General features: G+C 68.0%; 22 protein-coding genes. 10 read left to right on the forward strand and 12 right to left on the reverse strand.

The window, feature by feature from the left end:
* Nucleotides 1–28 precede the first annotated feature (28 nt).
* Entirely contained in the window at nucleotides 29–1,267 is a 1,239-nt protein-coding gene (locus ABD260_RS23645; protein WP_344236424.1) for a serine hydrolase domain-containing protein, read from the forward strand.
* Here the strand turns inward: ABD260_RS23645 and ABD260_RS23650 are convergent.
* The 4 genes from ABD260_RS23650 to ABD260_RS23665 form a co-directional block, all read right to left on the reverse strand.
* A complete protein-coding gene (locus ABD260_RS23650) occupies nucleotides 1,249–2,493 on the reverse strand; it encodes a M20/M25/M40 family metallo-hydrolase (protein ID WP_344236426.1) in 1,245 nt (414 codons plus the stop codon). The two genes, ABD260_RS23645 and ABD260_RS23650, sit on opposite strands and share 19 nt — an antisense overlap.
* A 7-nt stretch (nucleotides 2,494–2,500) precedes the next feature.
* The gene (locus tag ABD260_RS23655; protein ID WP_344236428.1) at nucleotides 2,501–3,358 is read right to left on the reverse strand and encodes a phosphotransferase family protein; all 858 of its coding nucleotides are present in this window, start codon (nucleotides 3,356–3,358) and stop codon (nucleotides 2,501–2,503) included.
* Nucleotides 3,358–4,641, reverse strand: a complete 1,284-nt coding sequence (aspS, locus tag ABD260_RS23660; protein WP_344236430.1) for an aspartate--tRNA(Asn) ligase — start codon at nucleotides 4,639–4,641, stop codon at nucleotides 3,358–3,360. The genes ABD260_RS23655 and aspS overlap by 1 nt, the downstream gene beginning before the upstream one ends.
* Before the next feature lie 424 nt (nucleotides 4,642–5,065).
* The gene (locus tag ABD260_RS23665; protein ID WP_344236432.1) at nucleotides 5,066–7,384 is read right to left on the reverse strand and encodes a sigma-70 family RNA polymerase sigma factor; all 2,319 of its coding nucleotides are present in this window, start codon (nucleotides 7,382–7,384) and stop codon (nucleotides 5,066–5,068) included.
* Between the two features lie 297 nt (nucleotides 7,385–7,681).
* Between ABD260_RS23665 and ABD260_RS23670 the strand changes: the two genes are divergently transcribed.
* Complete coding sequence (locus tag ABD260_RS23670; RefSeq protein ID WP_344236434.1) at nucleotides 7,682–8,497, forward strand: hypothetical protein; 816 nt, start codon at nucleotides 7,682–7,684, stop codon at nucleotides 8,495–8,497.
* A 129-nt stretch (nucleotides 8,498–8,626) separates the two neighbouring features.
* Here ABD260_RS23670 and ABD260_RS23675 read toward each other — a convergent pair whose 3' ends face one another.
* Both ABD260_RS23675 and ABD260_RS23680 read right to left on the reverse strand, forming a co-directional pair.
* The gene (locus tag ABD260_RS23675) at nucleotides 8,627–9,106 is read right to left on the reverse strand and encodes a universal stress protein (RefSeq protein ID WP_344236436.1); all 480 of its coding nucleotides are present in this window, start codon (nucleotides 9,104–9,106) and stop codon (nucleotides 8,627–8,629) included.
* 4 nt (nucleotides 9,107–9,110) lie between these two features.
* Nucleotides 9,111–9,560 (reverse strand): MarR family winged helix-turn-helix transcriptional regulator, encoded by a 450-nt coding sequence (locus ABD260_RS23680; protein ID WP_344236437.1) that lies wholly within the window; start codon nucleotides 9,558–9,560, stop codon nucleotides 9,111–9,113.
* An 81-nt stretch (nucleotides 9,561–9,641) separates the two neighbouring features.
* Here ABD260_RS23680 and ABD260_RS23685 point away from each other — a divergent pair, with 81 nt between their 5' ends.
* The 4 genes from ABD260_RS23685 to rsrA are packed head-to-tail and all read left to right on the forward strand — an operon-like array spanning nucleotide 9,642 to nucleotide 12,167.
* Nucleotides 9,642–10,427, forward strand: coding sequence for an SOS response-associated peptidase (locus ABD260_RS23685; protein ID WP_344236438.1), 786 nt, complete (start codon nucleotides 9,642–9,644; stop codon nucleotides 10,425–10,427).
* A 48-nt stretch (nucleotides 10,428–10,475) separates the two neighbouring features.
* On the forward strand, nucleotides 10,476–11,117 hold the full coding sequence (locus ABD260_RS23690) for an alpha/beta hydrolase family protein (RefSeq protein WP_344236439.1): 642 nt from the start codon (nucleotides 10,476–10,478) through the stop codon (nucleotides 11,115–11,117).
* 52 nt (nucleotides 11,118–11,169) lie between these two features.
* Nucleotides 11,170–11,892 (forward strand): sigma-70 family RNA polymerase sigma factor, encoded by a 723-nt coding sequence (locus ABD260_RS23695; RefSeq protein ID WP_425553380.1) that lies wholly within the window; start codon nucleotides 11,170–11,172, stop codon nucleotides 11,890–11,892.
* Nucleotides 11,889–12,167, forward strand: coding sequence for a mycothiol system anti-sigma-R factor (gene rsrA / locus ABD260_RS23700; RefSeq protein ID WP_344236441.1), 279 nt, complete (start codon nucleotides 11,889–11,891; stop codon nucleotides 12,165–12,167). Before ABD260_RS23695 ends, rsrA begins: the two co-directional genes overlap by 4 nt.
* 15 nt (nucleotides 12,168–12,182) lie before the next feature.
* On the opposite strand, the gene ABD260_RS23705 is transcribed toward rsrA, so the two are convergent.
* Nucleotides 12,183–14,642, reverse strand: coding sequence for a helix-turn-helix domain-containing protein (locus ABD260_RS23705; protein ID WP_344236442.1), 2,460 nt, complete (start codon nucleotides 14,640–14,642; stop codon nucleotides 12,183–12,185).
* 293 nt (nucleotides 14,643–14,935) lie between these two features.
* Complete coding sequence (locus tag ABD260_RS37625; RefSeq protein WP_369759046.1) at nucleotides 14,936–15,010, reverse strand: 50S ribosomal protein bL37; 75 nt, start codon at nucleotides 15,008–15,010, stop codon at nucleotides 14,936–14,938.
* Nucleotides 15,011–15,288: 278 nt separating this feature from the next.
* On the opposite strand from ABD260_RS37625, the gene ABD260_RS23710 reads away from it, so the two are divergent.
* Together ABD260_RS23710 and ABD260_RS23715 are read left to right on the forward strand one after the other, a co-directional pair.
* A complete protein-coding gene (locus tag ABD260_RS23710; protein ID WP_344236443.1) occupies nucleotides 15,289–16,635 on the forward strand; it encodes an HD-GYP domain-containing protein in 1,347 nt (448 codons plus the stop codon).
* 47 nt (nucleotides 16,636–16,682) lie between these two features.
* On the forward strand, nucleotides 16,683–17,909 hold the full coding sequence (locus tag ABD260_RS23715) for an HD-GYP domain-containing protein (protein WP_344236445.1): 1,227 nt from the start codon (nucleotides 16,683–16,685) through the stop codon (nucleotides 17,907–17,909).
* Here ABD260_RS23715 and ABD260_RS23720 read toward each other — a convergent pair.
* The 3 genes from ABD260_RS23720 to ABD260_RS23730 form a co-directional block, all read right to left on the reverse strand.
* On the reverse strand, nucleotides 17,874–18,590 hold the full coding sequence (locus tag ABD260_RS23720) for a DUF5317 domain-containing protein (protein ID WP_344236447.1): 717 nt from the start codon (nucleotides 18,588–18,590) through the stop codon (nucleotides 17,874–17,876). The two genes, ABD260_RS23715 and ABD260_RS23720, sit on opposite strands and share 36 nt — an antisense overlap.
* A gap of 223 nt (nucleotides 18,591–18,813) precedes the next feature.
* On the reverse strand, nucleotides 18,814–20,391 hold the full coding sequence (mctP, locus tag ABD260_RS23725; protein ID WP_344236737.1) for a monocarboxylate uptake permease MctP: 1,578 nt from the start codon (nucleotides 20,389–20,391) through the stop codon (nucleotides 18,814–18,816).
* A 62-nt stretch (nucleotides 20,392–20,453) separates the two neighbouring features.
* Nucleotides 20,454–20,720, reverse strand: coding sequence for a DUF3311 domain-containing protein (locus ABD260_RS23730; protein ID WP_344236449.1), 267 nt, complete (start codon nucleotides 20,718–20,720; stop codon nucleotides 20,454–20,456).
* 81 nt (nucleotides 20,721–20,801) lie between these two features.
* Between ABD260_RS23730 and ABD260_RS23735 the strand changes: the two genes are divergently transcribed.
* Entirely contained in the window at nucleotides 20,802–21,770 is a 969-nt protein-coding gene (locus ABD260_RS23735) for an endonuclease/exonuclease/phosphatase family protein (protein ID WP_344236451.1), read from the forward strand.
* Here ABD260_RS23735 and ABD260_RS23740 read toward each other — a convergent pair.
* Nucleotides 21,767–22,672: a DUF2785 domain-containing protein gene (locus ABD260_RS23740; protein ID WP_344236453.1), complete on the reverse strand. Its 906-nt coding sequence runs from the start codon at nucleotides 22,670–22,672 to the stop codon at nucleotides 21,767–21,769. The genes ABD260_RS23735 and ABD260_RS23740 overlap by 4 nt on opposite strands.
* A gap of 105 nt (nucleotides 22,673–22,777) precedes the next feature.
* On the opposite strand from ABD260_RS23740, the gene ABD260_RS23745 reads away from it, so the two are divergent.
* The gene (locus ABD260_RS23745) at nucleotides 22,778–24,256 is read left to right on the forward strand and encodes a sensor histidine kinase (RefSeq protein WP_344236455.1); all 1,479 of its coding nucleotides are present in this window, start codon (nucleotides 22,778–22,780) and stop codon (nucleotides 24,254–24,256) included.
* Nucleotides 24,257–24,259 lie beyond the last annotated feature (3 nt).

Consider the following 24,259-nt stretch of genomic DNA (forward strand, 5'->3'; position numbering starts at 1 on the left):
CCGCAGATCGAAAAGGAGCACAACACTGATGTCAAACGGGTCAAACGGGTCAAACGGGTTCACCGAAGCCGGACTGTCCAAAGTGCACGACGTACTGGCCCGGCACGTCGACTCCGGGAAGATCCCCGGCGTCGTCGCGCTGGTCAGCAAGGGCGACCACACGCACGTCGAAACGATCGGGACGATGCGTCACGACGGCGGCCCGGCGATGGCCCGGGACACCATCTTCCGGATGGCGTCGACGTCCAAGCCGGTGTCGATGGCGGCCGCGATGGTGCTGCTCGACGAGTGCCGGCTGCGGCTGGACGACACGGTCGATCAGTGGCTGCCGGAGCTGGCCGACCGCAAGGTGCTGAAGCGGATCGACAGCGAGATCGACGACACTGTCCCGGCGCGCCGGCCGATCACCGTACGCGACCTGCTGTCCTCCACGTTCGGCCTGGGCATGGACATGACGATGATCGGTACGCCGATCATGGCCGCACTGTTCGCGCTGGACATCACGCCCAACGCGCCGGTGCCGATGCCCGAGCCGGACGAGTGGATGCGCCGCATCGGCACGCTGCCGCTGATGTACCAGCCGGGCGAGCGCTGGCAGTACCAGATGAGCAACGACGTCCTCGGGGTGCTGGTCGCGCGGGTCAGCGGCCAGCCGTACGAGGAGTTCCTGCGGGAGCGGATCTTCGAGCCGCTCGGGATGAAGGACACCGGCTTCTGGGTGCCGGCTGACGACATCCACCGGCTGCCACCGCTGTACGCGCCGGACCCGGCGACGGGGGAGTTCCAGGTATGGGACGAGGCCGAGGGCGGCCGGCACAGCGCGCCACCGGCGTTCCCGAGCGGTGGCGGCGGGCTGAACTCGACCGCCGACGACTACCACGCGTACTTCCGGATGCTGCTGAACCACGGCATGCACAAGGGGCAGCGCATCCTGTCCCGGCCGGCGGTCGAGTTGATGACCAGCAACAGCCTGACGGCAGAGCAGTTGGCTGCCCGCGAGACGCTGGCGCGGGACAACGTACACATCTCGTTCGGGCAGGGGCAGCAGGGCGGTTGGGGGTACGGGATGGCGGTTCGTACGTACCGCGGTGATTACGCGCCGATCGGGCAGTTCGGGTGGGACGGTGGCGCCGGTACGTCGACGTACGCGGACCCGGCGAACCAGGTCATCGGCATCCTGCTCACCCAGGTCGGCGCCACTGTGCCGTGGTCGGTTCAGTTGATGAACGACTTCTGGACCACGCTGTATCAGGCGATCGACGACTGACCGCACCGCCGGACCGCGAGCAGGGCGTACGCGCGGGCTGCCTGGAGGACGTCCGCGAGGACGACATGCTCGTCGGCGGCGTGCGCGTACCGTACGTCGCCTGGACCGTACTGCAGCGTCGGGATGCCCGCGGCGGCGTACTGGCGCAGGTCCGAGCCGTACGGAGCGCCCTGGACCGCTGGAGCCGGACTGCCCGTGTCGGCGACTGCCTGGATGGTGTCCGCGAGCAGTGGGTCGCCATCCGGGAGCAGGCCGGACGCGAACTCGCCGCCCGGCCAGGTGACCTTGACCGGGTGGTCTCGGAGCCAGTCGTCCTTCGCGCAGGCTTCGGCGATCGCGGTCTCGAAGGCGGCGCGGGCGTCGGTGAGCGGTTCGCCGAGGCGTACGCCGTATCGGCCCTCCGCGACCAGGTGATCGGGGACAGTACTCGCCCAGTCGCCGGCCGCGATGGTGCCGACGGAGAGCGGGTTCGCGAGGTCGAGGTGTGCGAGCAGCGGGTGCGGGTCGAGGTTGCGGGCGACTTCGAGGTCCAGCAGGGCGGACTGGAGCACGGTGAACTTCTCGATCGCGCTCACGCCCCGGCTGCGGGTCGAGCCGTGGGTCGCGAGACCCGGTACCTCGAGGCGGAAGGTCAGCGAGCCGGCGTTGGCCGGGATGACGGCCCCGGCGGTCGGCTCGGCGATCAGACAGGCCTCGCCACGATGGCCGCGACGCAGCGTCGCGAACGCGCCGGCACCACCGTCCTCTTCGCCGATCACCGTGTGCACGGCCAACGGTTTGCGCAGTTCGATGCCGGAAGCAACAATCGCCGCGACCGCGCCGAAGATCGCGGCGACGCCACCTTTCATGTCACAGGTGCCGCGGCCCCACATCACGCCGTCCTCGATCACGGCCCCGAACGCGGTCCCGGGCACCACATCCACATGCCCGTTGAGCACCAGCCCCGGCATCGGGCCTTCGCCCAGAACGCCGACGCAGCCCCAAGCGGTGGTGCGCTCAACCTCCATCCCCGGGAACTCCGGGTCAGCCGTCAGCCCGGCCAGATCCAGCTCCCAGTGATCGACAGTCAGCCCCAGCTCGCTCAGCCGCCGCGCACACCAGGCCTGCACCTCGACCTCGGCGGCCGTCCCGTCCACACTCGGAATCCGCACCAGCTCGCGCAGCTCATCCACGATCCGCGCATCGTCCACCGCCGCCAGTACAGCCCGCTCATCCGCACTCACCATGCGCACATCATGCCTCCAACAACTCCAGTACGCGTCGCGCCCCGTACCGGATCACCTCTGGATCGCCAGCCTTCTCCTGCGCGAACTCGGCGATGCTCACGTACGCCGCCGCCGCACTCAGCGCGACGGCTGCCCGTCCACCGGCCCGCAACGCCGCTTCGACGAACAACTCGTCCACTCCCGGCGCCGCGCCGTCCCGGGCGGCCGAGGTTGCCAGCGAGATCAGGTCGTACGCGCGCGATCCGCTCCCGGCCGCCTCGATGTCGATGATCCCGGCCACCTTCCCGTCGGCCAAGATCACATTGCCGAGGTTCAAGTCACCGTGGACGAAATCGTTCTCCGGGAGTAGTGCGTCGCGATACGGCGCGGCCAGCGCTTCGTACCGGCGGAGCAGCTCCGTGGCCTCCCCGCCGTACGCACTGACGCGCTCCCACACGCCGTCCCAGCCCTCCAGCACGACGCCGCGTGACCACGCCGACCAGCTCGTGGCCTCTTCGGGTACGAGATCCCGCTGCAGTTCGCAGATCGCGATCAGCTCTCGGGCGACCGATGCGTCGATCACCGAATAGTCGCGTACGGGCGTACCGGTGACGAAGGCCTGCAGCTGGTACGGCGAACCGGCCGCGGTCGTACCGACGGTGAGCCAGTCCGGCGTGGGATAACTGGCCGCCCGGGCCCGGCGGGCGAGCTCCGCCGCCTGCCGGACCCGCGTGGCCCATGCCGGGTTGTCCGTCCACTTGAGCACGACGCCACCGGTCAGTTCGAACGCCCCGGACTGGTACCCACCGGCCAGTTGCCGCACGAGCCGGTAATCGGTGCCCAGGGCAATGTTCAGCTCGGCGACAACCGACGCGGTGGTTTCCATCAGGGCGTCAACCGGTGCAGGTCGCGGGGGAACAGGGTGACCTCGCGGATGTTCTCGGCTCCGGTCAGGCGGCTGACGAAGCGTTCCAGGCCGATGGCGAAACCACCGTGCGGTGGCATGCCATGCTTGAACGCCTGCAGGTACGACGTGTACGCGGGTGCGTCGGGTGACTCGCCGCGTGCGGTGAGGGCGGCGGCGTAGTCGGAGTAGCGGTGCAGGCGCTGGCCGCCGGTGACCAGTTCGACGCCGCGGAAGAGCAGGTCGAACGAGTTGGACCACTGCGGGTCCGACGGCTGCGGATGCGTGTAGAACGGGCGTTTCGCCATCGGGTACCCCTCGACCGCGACGAAGTCGCTGCCGTGTTCCGCCAGCGCCCACGCACCGATCGCGCGTTCGTCGGCCGGTGCCAGGTCCGGTTCGTCCGGGTTCGCGCCGGCGATCTTCAGCGCCTCGGTGAAGTGCAGCACCGGGACGTCGACCGGGATCTCCGGCAGCGCGACGCCGAGCCGCTCCAACGCACCACCGGCGCGCGTACCGACCGCTTCGAGCATCCCGGCGATCGCCGTCCGGAGCATCGCCAGTACGTCGCGGTGGTCCGTGATGAAACCGAACTCCGCGTCGAGCGACACGTACTCGGCCAGGTGCCGGACCGTGTCATGTGGCTCCGCCCGGAACACCGGACCGACCTCGAAGACGCGCTCGAACACACCGACCATCGTCTGCTTGTAGAACTGCGGCGACTGCGCCAGGTACGCCGGTCCGCCGAAGTAGTCGAGGGCGAACACGTTGGCCCCGGACTCGGTGGCCGTACCAACGATCTTGGGCGTCTGGATCTCGGTGAAGCCCTGACCGCCGAGCGCCGACCGGAAGCCGTACATGGCGGCCGCGGCGATCTCCGCGCCGGCCCGGATCACCGGGTGCCGGAGCGCGACCGGCGCGTTGTCGAGCACCACCGGCAGCCCGGCGCCGACGGCCGGACGCCAGAGCTCGATCGGCGGCGTCGCGGCCGGCTCGGTGAGCGGCTCGATCACCGGGTCGACCAGCTCGGCACCGCCGGGCGCCTGCGGGTTGGCGGCGACCGTACCGGTCACCTGAACCACCGTTTCCTCGGTGAGCTCGTCGAGTTGCTCCGGCGATTCCTTGACCACGATCTGGGTCAGGCCGGACCGGTCGCGCAGGATCAGGAAGCTGACGGCTGCGAGCCGTCGTCTTCGGTGCACCCAGCCGGCCACCGTGACGGACTGGCCCACTGCTGAGGGGATCTCATGGCTGAGAATGCGCATTGCTGTTTCACCTCCAGGTTTGTCTCGAACCCCGGAGGTGTGGGCGAAGGGGAATCTCGCGGTACCACCACACCTTCACCGAACCAGGAACTGGTCCGGCCTCTTGCGCAACAGTCGCTCAGGAGTGTCTTCACCACCGCTCCACGTGCCGCCTTCACAGCTACCGGCGACTCTCTCGAACGTGGCGTACGGCGCTACTTGGTTCCGTCAACGCGAACAGACCGAGAGTAAACGACACCGCAACCGCATTTTCTGTCGGAGGTGGTGTGTCGGCGGGCGGACAGTACGTATGTGTCCACTAGACCGTTGTCCGGCCGGTCGGTCAGCGTGGGAGCGCCCGCGGTGGGCATATACGTACTGTCGAGCTGCCGGTTTCGAGCGCGTGGGTTCTGGCTGTGTGGCTGCGGGGGTCAGCGGGTGGGGGTCAGCGGCGGGGGGTGTTCGGGGGGATCTGGACTGAGTCGGTGTCTTCGCGGCCGCCGACTCGGGCGTGGACGGTCAGGGTGTTGGTGGAACCGGTACCCGGCCAGGCGCTCCACTCCGAGTTGAACGGCTTCCGGTAGTCGTTCGTCGTACACGTCGCCCGGCGGATGTCGCTGGACCGCTCGCAGGTCCAGCCGAGGTTCGCCGACCACAGGAAGAACAGGTTCTTGCCCCAGGAGATGTCCAGGGTCACCGGCTTCCCCTGCGCGCCGTTCAGCTTGAGGAAACGGTTGTAGGCGTACGGATTCGGGTCGTCGTGCGGCTTCGGCGTGAGGATCTGCAGCAGCGAATCGTCCTGCTGGAGCGCCGGCAGCACCTCGCTGTCGGTGTCGCTGACCAGGTCCGCTTGCGCGGTCACCGTGAACGTACGCGCCTTCGCGGGCGAGTCGTCCGGTACGTCGAAATCGGCCGGGAGCGGCGCGGGCTTGGCCGGGTTCAGCGCGGTGCAGGTCTTGGCGGAGACGGTGCACTTCCAGCCGGCCGGATTCGCCGCGATCGGCCACTTGAGCGCTGTGCCGTAGCCGAGCTTCAGCGTCACCTTGGCGCGGCCGGCGCGCGGGGCGACGGTCAGGATGCGGTGGTGTACGTCCGGATCGGCCTTGCCGTCGAGGATCTTCAGCAGGTTCTCGTCGGTACTTGCCTTCGGCTCCAAGGTCCGTGACGCGTAGTCGTACAGCCGGCCGGTCTTCGCGTTCACCGTGAAGGTCCGGTCGGTGACCGATCCACCGGTCGGCGCGTCGAAGCTGACCGGGATCGGCTGCGGCGCGGTCGCACTCGCCGCCGTACACGATCCAGTCGCCTTGTCACAGCTCCAGCCGGCCGGGTTCCCCCGGAACGGCCAGTCCAGCTCGCCCCCGTACTTGAGCGAAATCACCACCGGATTCGTGTTCCCCGCCGGCGGCGTAATCGTCACCACAAACCGCAACGCCCCCGCCGCCTGAGTCTCTGCGCCCGCCGCACTGCCGCTGGGCGAAAGGAATGCAGCACCGCCGCCGCCCGGCGGGATGCTGATCGTCACCATCCCGGGGTAGCGGATCGGAGTGGTGGGAGTCGGCTTCGGTGGGGTCGGCTTGCTTGGTGTCTGCACCGGAGTGGTCGGTGTCGGTTTCGTCGGCGCCGTGGTTGGTGCGGTGGTTGGCGCGGTTGTGGGGGCGCTGGTTGGTGCTGACGTCGGCTGGCTTGCCGGTGGTTGCACCGGGGGCTTGACGGGAGGCTTGACCGGCGGCTTCGCCGAGGGCTTGCTTGGCGGCACCGGCGGCTTGGCCGGCGGCACCGACGGCTGCTGAGTGGGCGGCTTCGGCTGATCGATCGCCGCCGGGGGAGTGTCCTTCCCCGTCAGTGCCATCGCCGCCAGCGCCGCCGCGACCGCGACGACCACCACAGTCCCCGCGCCAACGGCAGTACGAGTGCTGTTCTCGGTGACCTTGCGCCACCCGGTAACGAAGAACCCGACCAGCCCAACCTTCGCGCCACCAGCCGCAGCCAGGTAACCAAGACCCGCCGTCCCCAGCAGGGCCGGAGCAAGCAGTGCCGGCAGCGCACTGTTGACCTCGACCAGCTCCAAGTACACCGCGGTGCACTTGGCGCAGTCGTCCATGTGCTCCCGGACGTTGCGGTTCTCCCGCTTGGTCAGTCCGCCGCGTACGTACGCACCGAGCCGCTCCGTAGTCCAGCGGCACCGGTCTCCGGCGACATCGGCCAGGTGCTGCTGCAAGTACGCCTGCCGCAGTCCTTCCCGCGCCCGGTACGCCAGCGCGGACACGCCGTTCGCGGTGAGGCCGAGCATCGGCGCGATCGCGGCCGGCTTCTCACCCTCGACCTCGGTGTGCCAGAGCACCGCCTGCCAGCGCTCCGGCAGGCTGGCGAACGCCTTCGCCGCCGCACCGCTCTCGAAGCCGGTGACGGTCGGATCGTCGAAACCTTCCGGCTCCCGCTCGTACGCGGCGATGTCGTCGGTCGTCTGCACCTTCTTGCCGGACCGGATCCGGTCGACGTGCACCCGCCGGACCGTGGTCAGCAGATAGGCACGGAAGGAGATGTCGGGACCACCGCCGGCCCGGAGCGCGTCCAGCACCTTCGCGAACGCGTCACTGGCCAGGTCGTCGGCGTCGTTGGCCGGGACCAGTTGCCGCGCCATCCGCTCGGCCGCGTGATGGTGCCGCGCGTACAGCTCCCCGTACGCCTCCAGGTCGCCGTTGCGGACGCGCGCGATCAGTTCCGCGTCGCCCGGTACGTCCGGCAGGCCTTCCGGCGTCTCCATCCATCTCCCCCGTGGGTCTCTGACAATCTCGGTACGGCAACTCTCTGTGCGGCAACGTGACGGTCCGTCACTTCCCGCCGGAGACAAGGCTCCCACGTGCGACGGCGGAACGCATCTTTCCTGACGCGGAACTGTGCCTCTTTCCTGACGAGAACACCAGGCCCGAAGTTACGCCCGAAAAAAGTCCGGAAAAAGTTCCGCGAATCCGCGTCATGAACTTCCCGGCGGTCTGTCTCATCGGCGTACGACGCTTCCGGCCGACCGGTCGGGAGACTGACGGGACAACTGAGGAGGGCCATGTCGCTGTTCGCGGACATCCGCCGACGGTTCGACCTGCGGCCCGGCAAATCGTCCCTGAACCTGGCGGGGTCGCCCGCCCGGATCGCGCCGGAGGCGTCGTACCAGGAACAACCGTGCGGGCGGAGGGAGCCGCACGGCACAGCTGGCACCGACCACAGCGCCTATCTCGCGATCGCCGAGGCGCTGCGGGACGGAGCCGATGTCGTGCCTGCGTCAGACGAGGTCGGGCGCCGCTTGGCGGCCGACGGAGTCTCGCTGATGGAGGCACTTGATGGGCTGAGTGCGTTGTACCGCTCGATCGCCGGGGGCGAGCCGGCTTTCGCGGCGGTACGCGCACTCAGTTCCAGCTGGGCCGAGGCGTCGCTTGTCTATCTGCACTCGCTGTCCTGCGAGGACCCGCTGACTGGGCTGTCCAGCCTGGCGCACCTGCGGTCCCGGCTCGGCGAGCTCTACCGAGAGGCGGAATTCCGTGGAACTTCCGTACCGCAAACCCATGCACTGGTGGTTGTCGAACCGCTCAATCCGGCGGGTACTTCGCCGTTCGAGCGTGAACTCCGGCTGGTCGACGTCGCGGAATGCCTGCGGATCGTCTTCTACGGGGGTGACGTACTGGGCCGCGTCGGCTCACACCGCGCGGCGGCGCTCGTCGGCCGCGAGCCGAACCTGCCGGAGCAGGTCGCGACGGTACGAGCCCTGATCACGCAGTGGCGGATCGACACCGACGTACCGCAGCTGGCCCGGATCTGGATCGAGGGCCTGCCCGGTAGCGACGCGATGGCCGGGAGATTGCTCGACGAGCTGACCCGGCCCTGAGAACTTGCGTCCGGACGCCTACAGGGGGGCGCCCGGGCGCATCAGTCCGGCGGCGGATCGCCTAACACGGGGTGGGCGATCCGCCGCCTTGGCCTGTCTGCTCTCTTAAGTCTCTTAAGGCACGACTGTTCAGGGCACGACCACGACGACCGGGGCGTCCTTGCGGCAGGTCAGGCGGTGGCCGAGGGAACCGGTCAGGCGGTGCCAGCGCTTGGACGACCGGCCGACGACCACCAGGTGCGCGTCGACATCGCGCGCGACATCGGCCAGCGTGCCGATCGCGTCGCCGTACTCACCGACGAAACTGAACGGGATGCCGAGCTCGTCCGCGCGGATCACCGCCTCGGTCTCGATCTCGCCGGCCAGTTCGTGCCGGGCGGCCTGCGCGGCAGCGAAGTCGTACGGGACGCCGAGCGCGGCAGTCGGCTCGGCGAAGGGCATCACGTACACGGCGACCAGCCGGCCGTGCGTACGCCGCGCCTCGCCGGCTGCCCAGGCGAACGCGTCCCAACTGGTCGCGGAACCGTCGAGCCCGACCACGATCGCCGGAATGCCGGTGGTCTGGTCCTTGGGTACGCGGGTCCGTCGCGCTTCGGCGTCGTAGCTCATCTGGTCACCTCTTCGGCGGCGTCCGGCCGTCCTGGCTTTCGTCGGCGAGCTCCATCAACCGGAGCAGCGCCGGCAGCGCGGCGTCGAGGGCCGCGGTGTCGTGGTCGTCGAGTTTGTCGATCAGCTCGGTCACCGTCAACGCGCCCGCGCTGCGCATCTCGCGTAACTGCCGGCTGCCCGCCTCGGTGCCGGCGACCAGGACGACCCGGGCGTCGGCGGGGTCGCGGCGGCGCTCGGCCAGGCCGAGACCCACCAGCTGGGTCACCAGCGCGGTCATCGACGGCTGGGTGACCTCCTCGCTGACGGCCAGGTCGGTCAGCCGCCGCGGGCCGGTGCGCTCCAGCGTGGACAGCACGGAGACGGCCGTCAGGCTCAACGTCCGCGGCCGGCGCCGGATCGCCACCGCGGCCAGCGCGAAGAGCGCTTCGCCGACCGGGGCAGTACGGGTGCTCATGGGATAAGTATAGTCCGGGCTATATAGATTTGGTTATGCAAATCGCCACAGTTTGTCCGTACCGGTGTCTAGGCTGGCGGTATGTGCGGTAGATATGCCTCCAGCCGGGCTCCGTCCGATCTCGTCGCCGAGTTCGAGATCGAGGCCGGGAACGTCCGCGAGTCCGTCGAAGAGCTCGGCGAGAACTACAACGTCGCGCCGACCAACCAGGTGATCGCGGTGGTCGAGCGGAAGAACCGCGAGCAGCCGGACACCACGGTCCGGAAGCTGACCACGGTCAAGTGGGGGCTGGTGCCGTCCTGGGCCAAGGACACCTCGATCGGGAGCCGGCTGATCAACGCCCGGATGGAGACGGTCGCGGAGAAGCCGGCGTTCAAGAAGGCGTTCGCGACCCGGCGCTGCATCCTGCCCGCCGACGGGTACTACGAGTGGTACACCGCCGAGGAGAAGGTGAACGGCAAGCCGGTCAAACAGCCGTACTTCATCCATCCGCCGGACGGCAGCGTCCTCTCGATGGCCGGTCTGTACGAGATCTGGCGCGACAAATCGGTCGAGGACCCCGATCGTGACGACGCCTGGTTGTGGACCTGCACCGTCCTCACCACCTCGTCCACTGACGACCTGGGCCGGATTCACGACCGGATGCCGCTCCTGGTCGAGCGCGAGCGGTACGACGCGTGGCTCGACCCGCTGTCCTCCGACCCCGACGACCTGCTCGAGCTGCTGGTTCCGGCGGCGCCGGGGCGGCTGGAGGCGTACGCGGTGTCGAAGGCGGTCAGTTCGGTCAAGAACAACGGACCGCACCTGCTCGATCCGCTGCCGCCGGACGGCGAATCCCCGCCGGACAGTCCGACGACCTTGTTCTGAACAGTTCCTGAGTTTCGTGCCCCGCGCTTCACCGGTCGTGATGACAGGATGGGGCGGGTGACCGACGAACGGATGGTGCGGACCCCGCACGGTGAGGCCCGGATCGTGGCGTACCGCGCGCGCCGCCCGGTGGCGACGCTGGCGCTCGGTCATGGGGCCGGCGCCGGGATCGAGTCCGGCGACCTGGCCGCGCTGGCCGCACGGCTGCCGAAACAGGACATCAACGTGTTCCTGATCGAGCAGCCCTGGCGGCGCGCCGGCAAGAAGCTGGCGCCCGCGCCGAAGGTGCTCGACGAAGCGTGGATCTCCATCATCGGGCAGCTCCGGGTGCGTACGCCGCTGGTCCTCGGTGGCCGTAGCGCCGGCGCCCGGGTGGCCTGCCGGACCGCGAGCGGGCTGGGCGCGTCCGGCGTACTCGCGCTGTCCTTTCCGCTGCATGCACCGGGGAAGCCGGAGAAGTCGCGGGTGGCCGAGCTGCAGAGCGCGGGGCTGCCGACGCTGGTGGTGCAGGGGGAGCGCGACCCGTTCGGTACGCCGGAGGAGTTCCCGCCGCTGACCGAGATGGCGGTGGTGCCGGACGCCGACCATTCGTTCAAGGTGCCGAAGCGGGCGGAGCTGGATCAGCAGGAGACGTACGATCTGCTGGTCGAAGCCGTGTTCGAATGGGTGGTCCGGGAAGTGTCCGGATAACGGCGACAACGCCGGGAATGCCCCCGTGGCCGGGCGTGTTGTGACGAACATGATGGCGACGAGACAGGCTCCGGAGCGGGTTACCGGCAAGACCCCGGTATTCTCGATCCCGATGCCGACTCCCACCACGACCGAGACACCCGAGCAGCGCACCGCGCGGTTCGAGCGCGAAGCCTTGCCGTTTCTGGACCAGATGTACGCCGCGGCCATGCGGATGACCCGCAATCCGGCCGACGCCGAGGACCTGGTCCAGGACACCTTCGCGAAGGCGTACAGCTCGTTCCACCAGTTCACGCCGGGCACCAACCTGAAGGCGTGGCTGTACCGGATCCTGACGAACACCTTCATCAACGGATACCGGAAGAAGCAGCGCCAGCCCACGCAGTCACCGACCGAGGAGATCGAGGACTGGCAGCTGACCGCTGCCGAGTCGCACACTCCCGGCGGGCTGAAGTCGGCCGAGGCGGTCGCCCTCGAGCATCTGCCCGACTCCGACGTGAAGAGCGCCCTGCAGGCCATCCCGGAGGACTTCCGGCTGGCCGTGTACCTCGCCGACGTCGAAGGTTTCGCGTACAAGGAGATCGCCGAGATCATGGGTACGCCGGTCGGCACCGTGATGTCCCGGCTGCACCGGGGCCGCCGCCAGCTGCGCGACCTGCTCGGCGACTACGCCCGGGACCGCGGCCTGATCCCGGCCACCGACGAAAGCACGGACGCGGCAGGCACCGGCACGGCCACGGCCGCCGGCGATGCCGCGGAGAAGGAGGAGTCGTGAGCTGCGGCGAGCCCCACGACACCGACTGCGGAGAAATCCTGCAGCGGGTCTACGTCTTCATCGACAACGAACTCGAAGACGCCAGCACCGAAGACATCCGCCGGCACCTCGAAGAGTGCGCCCCCTGCCTGGACGAATACGACCTGGAACGCTGCGTCAAAAAACTGGTCCACCGCTCCTGCGGCTCCGACCACGCCCCCGACGCCCTCCGCCAAAAAATCCTCCTCCGCCTAACCCAAATCCAAATAGACACCACGGTGACGCGCACCGATTGACGTCTTCGGCCCGATTCAGATCGGGTTCGTGGCAACGGCGTAGGTGTACGTTTCGCCACGCTCCAGGAGGGCGGCGAGTTCGCCGGCAAAGTTCTCGTGAATGGGTGAACGGCCGGCCAGCAATGCCGCCGCGGTTCTGGCCTGGTCAATAGCGTCCGAGTGGGCTCCGGCCGCCGCGCTGATTCTCGCCATTTCGAGCAGCGCCCGGCCTTCACGGGCGATGTCCTTGTCCCGGCGGGCCACGTCGACGCCCGCGGCCGCATGCCGGAGCCCGGTCTCGAAGTCGCCCAGGACACCGAACGCGGAGGCGAGAGTCTGATGTGCCTCGCTCAAGCCGATCTGGTTCTGCGACCGTGCCGCGACCTCGAGAGCACGCTGCGTCAGCACGATCGACTCCTCGAACCGGCCCGCGACCAGATGTGAGAAGCCCGCGTTCACCAGGCGCTTGAACAGCGAGCGCTGGTCCCCGGACTCTTCGCCCAGCCGGATGCCGCGATCGAAGGCCTGGTCCGCGCGCTGATGGTCGCCGAGCTGGTTGTACAGGCTGCCGACGGCGATGTTGGCGACCCCCTCCAAGGTGGTGTCGCCCAGCGCGTGACTCAGCTGCAGTGATCGGTTGCCGAACGCAAGCGCTTCGTCCAGCCGCTCCAACTGGCCGAGAACATAGGTGAGCGAAGAGCAGCAGCGTGACTGTCCGGAGAGATCGTCCTGCGCCTCGAACATGGTCAAAGCCCTGGAAAGCAAGGGAACCGCGGCCTCGAGATCACCGTTCTCGACCTCTGGGATGGCGGCGTCGTGCTGGAGCCACGCCGCGATCAGTGGCAGCCCGAGCTGCTCGGCGAGGGCGACCATGGTGCGCCCGAGCTCTTGCATCTCGAGCCAGCGACGGCGCGGCTCGTGGTAGCCGAACATGGCCAGTGCGAGCTCGGGAAGTAGTGCCGTCCGGCGCAGCGGGGTGCCCAGCGCCTGGGCGGCCCGGTCCATCACGTTGCGATGCTCGCCGTCGAACCAGCGCATCGCCGACGCGCTGTCGGCGAACGATGGCTTCGCGGTGGCCGGAGCACTGGCAAGCTTCAGCCGGGGACTTGCCGGGTGGGTCAAAGCCTGGCAGGACCAGCCGGCCGCGATGTAGAAGCGCAGCACACGTTCAAGGGCTCGTTCATGTTCGGCCTGCGGGACGGTCTGTTCGGCGCGCTCCCGGCTGAACGCCCGGATCAGATCGTGGAAGCGGTACCGCTCCGGTGCGACGGACTCCAGCAGGTTCAGGTCGACAAGACGTTCGAGGATCACGCCGGCCCGGCGGGCCGGAACCTCCAGCAGCGCGGCGGTAACGCCCGTGATCAGATCGGAGCCGTCAAGGACGGCGAGCAGCGGAAGCGCGCCGGCCGCCTGCCGGTCGAGCTCGCGATCGCTGGTCTCCAGGAAGTGCAACGAGCTGGCGATGCTTGCCCGCACACTGGTCTCGTCGGAGCCGAGGCCGTCGAGCCGGCTGGCTTCGTCCTCGAGCGCATCGACGAGATGCTGGAGCGGCCAAGCCGGACGGGACGCGAGCCGGCCGCCGACCAGCCGGATGGCCAGTGGGAGGCGGCCGGAATAGCTCGCGAGCGTTCTGGCCGCGTCCGGCTCGGCGGCCACCCGGGCCGGGCCGACGACACCGGACAGCAGCTCGACCGACTCGGACTCCGACAATGCGTCGAGCAGGATATGCCGCGCGCTTGCCAGGTTCACCAGCGAATCGCGGCTGGTGATGATGGCCGCCGAGCCGGCGCTGCCGGGGAGCAAGGGCAGCACCTGTGCGACGTCGGTGGCGTTGTCCAGCAGGACGAGAACCCGGCGGCCGGCCAGCTGGGATCGCAGCAGGGCGGCGGCTTCCTCGATGTCGTCCGGAATCGCGGCGATGTCGGAACCGAGCGAACGCAGCAGATGCCGCTGGGCATCGGTCGTAGTCATCGGTGCGCCCGGCCCGTAGCCGCGCAGATTGAGATAGAGATGGCCGTCCGGGTAGCTGTCGGCCAACTTGTGCGCGGCCTGGACCGCCAGCGTGGTCTTGCCGATCCCGCCCATCCCGCTGACCGTGACCAGCCCCACCGAAGTGGTGCCCGCGCCGGCCGGAACACGCAGCACCGAAAGGATCGCGTCGATCTGGGCTGCTCTACCAGTGAAGTCGCGAGCGGCCGGAGGTAGTTGCCATGGCGTCGGAACCGGATCACTCGCGGCTGCCGCGTCCTTCGGCAGCACCAGCGACCGCGGCCGGCCACCCTTGCCGCGGGCAACGGACAGGAACTCTTCGGCTTCGGTACTGGTGAGGTCGAGGGCCTTGGTGAGGGAGCGGACGGTGTCGAGCCGGGGGCGGCTGCGGGTGCCGCGTTCGAGCACACTGATCGCCTGCTCGCTCAGCCCGGCCTTCTCGGCGAGCGCCGCCTGGGTCAGGCCGGCCCGGGTACGGAACGCGCGCAGCAGCTCGCTCAAGCTCACCGTGCTCAGCAGTCTCGCCTCCCCGTGCATCGAATCCGGGCCGGATTCGGTCAGTACCGGAAACGTCCGGGCCTAACTCTAGGGGGATCGACCGACAGCCGCCGGTAGTTATCCACAACACCGCCACACCAGGCCACCAAATGACCAACGATCGTTTGAAAGATAGCATTCAGTATGCGTGTGGGGACTCTCTGAATACGGACCTCTTGGATGGCTGGTCTGGCGTAAAGCTGTGACCAAATTGCAAAGACCCCGGATTTCTCCGAGGTCCTCGCTGTCTGTAGCCGCCCGAGTCAGGCGTTGGGGCGCTTGCCGTGGTTAGCGCCCTTCTTCTTGCGTGCACGGCGCTTCCGGCCGGTCTTACCCATTTCTAAGCCTCCTTGAAACAACTGCAAAGAGTCACAGTCTCTCATAGCACGCCGTCTCTTGCGCAGTCGGCGGCGGGTCACGGTTGGGCTTACAGTGTTTCGGCGCGACCGGTATGAGCAAAATTCCAGTCGAGTCAGCGACGTGCTGTCTGCCCCCCTGCGTCCACTCCGATCCGGAGTAGGCGTAAGACTGCGACCGCTGATCGGAGGTGACTAAGATGTCGAGCGACAGCTGGGACTGGTGAGCTATGGCGTAGTGAAAGGCTTGAGGTGGCCCAGTGAGACCTTCACTGCTACGGGCGACGGTGGCCGCGGTCGCCTTGTCTGCTCTGGTGGTGCTGGGGATCGCACTGACGAAGATCACTTTCGGCTTCACTGCGCTGGCGTTGTGTCTCCTGATGTTGATTGGCGGCGCGCTGCGTTTCCGGGTGCTCCCGAACCATCCCGCCGCCCTGGATTCTGTCGCGCTGGTCGCGGTGTTCGTTATCGCCGGCCCCTGGTACGCGGTGGCTGTGGCGGTGTTCGGATACCTTGCTGGGCTGAGACAGCCATCTCCATTGGTGAAACGGATCTTCAATCCGTCGTACCGCGTTCTGGCCGCCGGTGGCGGTGGTCTCGCGTACGCCGCTGTAGGCGGTCCAGTCGGATCTGACGTACTCCAGCACATTCCGGAAACGGTCCTGGCGGCCATCGCCGGTACTGTCGGCCACCAACTGACGAATGCCTTGCTCGTGAGCCTCATCCTCTGGCTCGAAGGTCAGGTACGAGTCATCGACTTCCTGCGCTCGGTCGTCCTGCCGACGTTCTTCCCGATGCTGGGGTACAGCGGCTTGGGAGTGCTGTTGGCAGTGACCTGGCTCGGCGGACTCAACATCGTGGCGTGCTTCCTGGTGGTCGTACCGCTGATGGTTGCCCGCTGGGCGATGTCGCAGTACCAGGCCGAACGTGCCGCGCAGGCCGCGGCGATGCGCGCGTTCATCCAGGTCATCGAAACCAAAGATCTGTACACCCGCGGCCATTCCGAGCGAGTCAGCGTCGGCGTGGGCATGCTGGGCAAGTACCTGCGGCTGCCGGAGGATCGGCAGCAGGCACTCGAGCACGCGGGTCTGCTTCACGATGTCGGGAAGGTCGGGGTGCCGACCAGCATCATTCGTAAGCCGGGCAAGCTCGATGACAGCGAGATGGATGCGATCCGGTTGCATCCGGCGCGCGGCGTGGAGCTGATCGGGAACATCCCGTTCCTGGAAGAGGTCAAGTCGGCGGTACTGCACCATCACGAGAAGTACGACGGTACTGGCTATCCGGCCGGACTGAGCGGTGACAACATTCCGTACTTCGCCCGGATCATAGGCATCGTCGATGCTTTCGACTGCCTGACGTCGACACGCTCGTACCGCCCGGCGCGCAGTATCGACGAGACGCTCGCGATTCTCGTCCAGGACAAGACCACGCACTTCGATCCGGAACTGGTCGACGCGTTCGTGGAGGTCATCCGGACCGACGGCTGGAAGGCCGCGGCGGTCGAGCAGCCGGCGCCGGACGGCAGCGTCCAAGTCATCGACCACGACGACCTGAGCCTGGGCAGCAGCGGCGGCGCTTCTGGTTCTGCGGCCGGGCCCGCATGAGCGGGTCCACCGAGCTGGAGGATCCACGCCGGTTGGGGAGCGGGATCGTGCTGACCGTAGCCGGCTGTGCGGTCGGCTTCGTGGCGCTGATTCTGACCGTACGCCGAGGCGTGACCGAGTGGCCGTTCGCGATCGTCTTCGGGCTGCTGATCGCAGTCGGCGAAATGGTCCAGTTCCGGGTCGACGGGAGCCGGAACCGGGCACCGATCGCGACCAGCGCCGCCCTCGGCTACGTCATGCTGCGCGGTCCCGCACTGGACAATCCGCCGGAGGTCGCGCAGATCGTCGCAGTCACGGGGCTGGCGACGCTCGCGGGAGTGTTTCCGCGTGCGGTGGCCGGCCTCCCGTGGGATCTGGTGATCTCGAGCCGACGGGTACTGTCGGTGGCCTGCGCGGCGATCGCGTTCGCGCTGGTGATCCCCGACCATCTTGCCTGGAACGGGTCGTGGCTGCACGCGATGGCGCTGACTGGCGCGATGCTGTTGGGCGTGCTCTCGGCCGGAGTCATTGACGCCTTGGTCGGCGCGGGGCAGGACACCGAGAAGTTCAATCGCCCGTTCCCTGCCGCCTTGCGGGACGAATTGGCGGTGATGACCCGGATCGGTCTCGCGATGGGTATCAGCGGCATGTTGCTGGCCGCGGGCACCTCGCTGATCGGTCTGTGGGCCGTGCCTTTGGTTGTGGTGCCGTTGTTGCTGACGCAGTTTGCGTTTCGGCGGTATGCGTCGGCGCAGCGGACTTATCGGACTACGGTTCGGTCGATGGCTCGGAGTACGGAGATTGCCGGGTTTTCCAGTCCGGGGCAGAATGCGCGGACGGCGGCGCTGGCGGTGGCTGTGGGCAACGATCTGGGGTTGACGCCGGCGCGGATGGAGGCGTTGGAGTACGCGGCGTTGTTGTCGGGGGTCGGGCAGTTGGCGCTGGCTGATCCGAGTCCGGGTGGGGCGTCGTTGTTGCGTACGCGGGCGGAGCGGCAGCGGGCGGCGGAGATCGGGGCGTCGGTGATCGAGCGGTCGGGGGTGCTGGATCATGTGGCCGAGATCGTTCGGCACTCCAATGATCCGTATCGGCAGGGGCGGGCGAACAATGCGGATATTCCGTTGGAGAGCGGGATTGTGAACGTCGCGCTGGCGTATGAGCAGTTGGTGGGGGAAGGGTCGGGGCAGTCGCCGGAGAAGGCGATGGAGTCGATCGGGCTGGGGATCGGCGCCGAGTACGACCCGGTGGTGGTCGAGTCACTACGCCGGATCGTCGGCCGCGGCTTCAGGTTCTGACACCTGCCGCTCATCACCATTCACTTCTGGGGGGCGGCTGTGGCGTCCCGCACGATCACCCGAACGCGTGGTTAGTTGGCGGGTGGCTTGGGGGGAGAGGTGTAGTAGGGCGGGGGTGCCGGCGCAGGGTTCCAGGTCGGTCCAGGTGGGGGCGGTGGTGGTGGGGACGCGGCCGGAGGCGCCCATGCCTGTGTACAGGAGGAGGCCGGCGCCGGCGGCGATGAGGACGTCGCCGGGGCTTACTGCTTGGCCGGCGTGGGGGAGAGCGACCGGGACTACGTCGCCTAGCCACGGGAGGATGGTGGCGGCGTGGGTGAGCTCGTGGCGCGGGTCGGTGATGGTGACGTCGCCGATGCCGGCGCGTTGCAGCGCGGCGAGGGAGACCGGCATCGCGCCGTTCAGGGCTACTACCAAAGCGTTGGCGAAGAACCCGACCGCGAGCAGACCGACGCCGGGGTGGCGGAGGTTGAGGCGGAGGAAAACCGCGATGCAGACGGCCGATCCGATCAGGCCGACGGGGTACGCGTTGCCGCCCAGCAGTGAACCGAGCAGCTGACCGATCGCCGCGGCGGCCAGCCAATGGAGGCCGGTCAGGGAATTGCTGCTGAGCCGTCCGAAGCGCCCGCCGGTCGCGAGGGCCACCCCGGCGGCGAGCACCATGACGAGGAGGACCAGCAGCACGGTGTGATTCTGCCGAATCAGGAGCCCGAAACCGGGCAAGCTGACCTCGCAGCGTGTCGAACCAACCGCAAAAAGTCACCCCGCGCATACCAGCACCGGCGCCACCCCGGCGCCAAGCCTCCCGCCATTTCAGTGGTTAACCCCGGCAGTTGTCCGTTCACCCCCCGCAGGCGGGTTGTGAACGGGCCGTTTGAGAGGTGAACCTCTCAAACGGCCCACGGACTCACGGTTTGGCGGGGGCGGGGCCTTCGGTGATGACGTCGGCTACGCCGGGGTCGCCGCGGTCGGCGGTGTAGTCGGACGGGTGGGTGGTGTCCTGACCGTCCGGTACCTTCAGCGCCCGGAACGCGATCGTCAGCACGATCACCACCAGCAGGTTCAGTACGAAAGCGGTCAGCGCGATGTACGCCTGCGTATCGGTGAACGGGATCTTCGCCAGCGATCCGCCGAAGTGCTTGCCGGTCGCCGGGTTCACCACGTTGTACGCGGACAGGGTGCCGAACACCATCGCCACCGCCCAGCCGGCCAGCAATGCGTACCGGTGGAACCAGCGGGTGTACAACCCGACCACGATCGCCGGGAACGTCTGCAGAATCCAGATCCCGCCCAGCAGCTGCAGGTTCAGCGCGATCGTCTTGTCCATCCCGAGCACGAACACCAGCGCGCCGACCTTCACCAGGAGGGAGGCGAGCTTCGAGACCTTGGCCTCCTGCGCCGGCGAGGCGTCCGGTTTGATGAACGCGCGGTAGATGTTCCGGGTGAACAAATTGGCGGCCGCGATCGACATGATCGCCGCCGGCACCAGCGCGCCGACCGCGATCGCCGCGAACGCGATCCCGGCGAACCAGGACGGGAACTCCTGGTCGAACAGCCGCGGAATCGCCAGCTGCGGATTCGCCAGCCCGTCCAGGCCCTTCACGTTCACGTTCGCCTTGATCGCCATGAAGCCGAGCAGTGCGAGCAGCCCGAGCAGCAGCGAGTACGCGGGCAGGATCGCCGCGTTCCGGCGGACCACGTTCCGCGTCTTCGTCGACAGCACGGCGGTGACCGAGTGCGGGTACATGAACAGCGCCATCGCGGAGCCCAGTCCGAGCGTCCAGTACGACACATACCCCGCATCGCCCGGGATGAACGACCCGGTCGGCTTGCCGGTCGCCGGGTTCGGCTTGGCCATCTTCTCCTGGGCGGCGCTGAAGATGCCGTCCCAGCCGCCGAGCACATGCGGCAGGTAGAAGATCGCGACCAGGATCACCACGTAGATCAGGAAGTCCTTGACGAACGCGATCATCGCCGGCGCCCGCAACCCCGAGGAGTACGTGTACGCGGCCAGCACCGCGAACGCGATCAGCAGCGGCAGGTCCTTGGCGAGCGTGTTGTTGCCGCCGAGCCCCATCGTCTCGAAGACCGCCTGCATCCCGACCAGCTGCAGCGCGATGTACGGCATCAGGGCGAGGATGCCGGTGACCGCGACCGCCAGCGAGAGCAGCTTGCTCCCGTACCGCCCACCGACGAAGTCCGCCGGCGTCACGTACCCGTGCCGGTGCGACACCGACCACAGCCGGGCCATGAAGATGAAGACGATCGGGTACGCGACGATCGTGTACGGCACGGCGAAGAAGCCGCTGATCGCACCGGTCGCGTACATGGCCGCCGGCACCGCGATGAACGTGTACGCGGTGTAGAGGTCGCCACCGAGCAGGAACCAGGTGATGAACGTACCGAACCCGCGCCCGCCCAGACCCCACTCGTCCAGGCTGTCCAGGTGGCCGCCGCTGCGCCAGCGCGCGGCCAGGAAGCCCATCACGGTGACGGCGGCGAAGATCACCACCACGATGGTCAGCTGGACCCAGTCGATCTTGGTGTTCACCGGCCGTCCTCCTTCTCGGCGTCGCCGAGGCCCTGCGCCGCGCGGCGCTTGCGCTCCTCCGCCCGGACCAGCTTGTAGCTGATGCTGACGAGGATCGCGGACAGGAACACCCAGAGCAGCTGGTACCAGTAGAAGAACGGGAAGCCCCACAAGTGCGGGTCCTTCTTGGCGTACGTCGGCACCAGCAGCGGTACTACGACAGCGGCCACCAGTAGTACACCGGAGATCCAGTACGCGGGTTTGATCGCGGACAATCGGGACACTGCAAACCTCCTCTGGACAACAGGCGCAACCGAGCACAGTACCGTTCGAGCGGACTGTCATCTAGATCATCAGGCTGGGGCATGGATAACGAAAGAGCATGGTTCGTACGGCGCGTCGTACTGTCCGTGCTGTTCCTCGTGGTGGTCGCTGTGCCGCTGTACCCGGAGCTGTTCGGTCTGGATGAGGTGACGCCGTTCCCGCAACTGGTGGCGTTTCGTCCGCAGAGTCTGGTGGTACTGCTCGTGCTGGCGCTGCTCATGCTCGTACGGCGTGGTTGGCGGATCGCCGCGTCACTGGCAGCTGTACTGGCACTGGTAGGTGGCGCACTGGTCGCGCCCCGGCACTTCTCGCATGCACGACCGGCACCGGCTGATGCACGGCAACTGACCATCATGGTGGCGAACGTGCTGGGCGGTGGCGCGAACGCTGCTGACGTAGCGCAACTGATCCGGGACCGGAAGCCGGATCTGGTTTCGTTGCCAGAGGCACAGGTCGACGTACGCGAGCAGATCCGCGCACTGCTGCAGGACCAGCAGTACAAGGGCTACACCGCCCAACCGAGCTCCGTGGTGGAGAGCGCTACCAGCGTGCTGGTGGCACCTTCACTCGGCGCAGTCACCTTTGCGTCTGACCCTGGTACGACACTGGGGAACGTAGTAGTGACCGGTGGAACGCTCGCGGGGGTCAGGCTGATCGCGTACCACGGGTACCCGCCGCTGACCGACGGCGTGATGACCTGGAAGCAGGACCTGCAAGCAGTACGGCACTGGTGTTCCGAGGACCCGGCGACGATCGTTGCGGGCGACTTCAACGCGACCGTCGACCACGCTGACTTCCGGCAAGCGCTAGGTGGCTACTGCCGCAGTGTGGGTCCGACAGTTGGCGGTGGACTACAGGGCACCTGGCCGGCCGACCAGCCGGCCGTACTGCGTACGCAGATCGATCATGTGGTCGTGACAAGGCAGTTCCAGCCCGGGCGGTTCACCACGTACCCGATCCGCGGTACTGACCACCGCGCGGTGGTCGCGACAGTCGCAGTGCTGCCTTAAGCCTGCGGGTGTGCCGGACGGTAGATGTACGGCTGGGAGGACTGCACTGCCTCGGTGAGCATCAGCAGGAGGTCGGCGCGGGCCTCGATCGGGCGGCCGAACAGCTCGTCGTCACCGGGGATCGGGAAGCCCTTCACTCCGATCGCCAGCTGGCTCAGCAGCACGTGCAGCACCCCGCGGGCGTTGAACACGTTCGGAGTCGGCCACTCCGGCAGGGTCTCGTGCATCAGCGGCTGCTGGCCCGCGGTCGCCGCGATCGGCTTCAGCCAGCGCTCCAGCTCGTCGCTGGTCAGCATGTTCCGGTGCAGGATCGTCATCACCGCGTGCGCGACCCGGTCGTGCTCCTCGTGCACCCAGCGGTACGGGGTGTCCTTGACGATCCGGTCCGCGAGCACGTCGAGCAGCGCCCGTAGTACCCCGGCGTCGCAGTGCCGGGACCGGGCCAGTGCGCCGATCGCGTCGGCGCCGTGGGCAACGGCATGCGCCCAGCCGCAGTCCGCCACGTACCCGCGCAGGTCGCGCTCGCGCAGCAGCCAGGTGGCCAGCCGGTCGCCCCAGCGCATCACCACCTCGTCGTGGACCAGGAACTCGGCGTTGTCGCGGTGGATCACCTCCGCCAGCGTCAGCGCGGTGAACGAGCGCCGGAAGACCGAATCGGTGCCGTCCTCACCCAGGCCGTAGTTCAGTCCGGCGCACAGGCCGTCGCCGAAACCGGGCAGCAGGTCGTCGTACACCCCGCGCTCCAGCCAGGTGGCCAGGGTCGGATAGGCCAGCGCGTCCCGGACCCGGGGGTCGGTACTGGCCAGGTCGCGGACGAGCTCCTCGGTGAGCTCTGTCAGCGTGCGGTCGTGCGGTACCGCGTAGTCCGCGGCCATCACGTCCTGCCAGTACGTCGACTCCACCCGAGCATCCTTTCACTTGTGCCTGATCAATCAACACCTACACACACCCACTTGTCGAGCGAACCACCGCATCGGCTGGTATAAGCAAGTCGATACCATCTGAGCGTGCCGTCTTTGACCGATGTGGCGCGCAACCACACCACGCTCGACCAAGCCGATCTCGACCGCCTGCAGCTGCTGGTATCCGACTGGCAGATGCTCGCCGACCTGTCCTTCGCGGATCTGGTGCTCTGGCTGCCGGACACCGAGGGGCTGGGGTTCTGGGCCGGTGCGCAGATGCGCCCGACGACCGGGCCGACGGCGTACCTGGACGACATCGTCGGCAGTTTCATCCCGCGCGGGCGCCGGCACCTGCTGGACCAGGCGTACGACGGCGGCCGGATCTGCCGTGAGGGCGATCCGGAGTGGCGCGACGACGTACCGGTCCGGGTCGAGACGATCCCGGTCCGGCGCGGTTCCCGGGTGATCGCGGTGATCGCGCGGAACACCAACCTGCTCGGCGTCCGGACGCCGTCCCGGCTGGAGATCGCGTACCTGCAGAGCGCGACGGACCTGGCCCGGATGATCACCGACGGCATCTTCCCGTACGGCGGCGAACGGCTGCTGTCCACCACCCCACGGGTCGGTGATGGCTGCATCCGGGTCGATCGGCACGCAATGGTGACGTTCGCCAGCCCCAATGCGTTGTCCGCATACCGGCGAATGGGACTGGTCACCGATCTGGTCGGCAGCCGGCTGAAGGATGTCACCGCCGAGCTGCTGCACTCCGGCCGCAAGGTCGACGACGTCCTGGCCACGGTGCTGACCGGGCGGGCCGCCCAGGAGATCGAGATCGAGAACCCGCAGGCGACGCTCTTCCTGCGGGCGATCCCGCTCCGCGCGGACGGCGCGCACACCGGCGCGCTGATCCTGCTCCGGGACGTGACGGAGCTGCGCAGCCGGGAGCGGGAGCTGGTCACCAAGGAGGCGACCATCCGGGAGATTCATCATCGCGTCAAGAACAACTTGCAGACGGTCGCCGCGTTACTCCGGATGCAGGCCCGGCGGATCACGGTGCCGGAAGGACAGGTCGCGCTGGCCGAGGCGGTGCGCCGGGTCGGGTCGATCGCGATCGTGCACGAGACGCTGTCCGAATCGTTCGACGAGCACGTCGACTTCGACGACGTGGCGGACCGGGTCGCGGCGATGGTCGCGGACGTGTCGACGGTCGCGACGGCCGTGGAGACGCGGCGCGGCGGTACGTTCGGCGTACTGGACTCCGAAGTGGCGACTCCGCTGGCGATGGTACTGACCGAACTGATGCAGAACTCGGTCGAGCACGCGTTCGGGGCCCGCGACGGGGGCGAAGCGACCGGGACGATCGAACTGACCGCGGACCGCTCGGTCGGGCGGCTGCGAGTCACCGTGATCGACGACGGCCAGGGGCTGCCGGCGAACTTCGATTCGGAGCTGTCCGGGAATCTGGGCCTGTCGATCGTCCGCACCCTGGTGATCGGCGAACTCGACGGCACCCTCACCTTCGGCAACCGGCACGATGGCCGGCCAGGCACCCAGGTCACCCTGGACATCCCGGTGAAGGACTAGGCC

Origin of the sequence: Kribbella hippodromi (assembly GCF_039531045.1) — a bacterium.
Classification (GTDB): Bacteria; Actinomycetota; Actinomycetes; order Propionibacteriales; family Kribbellaceae; genus Kribbella; species Kribbella hippodromi.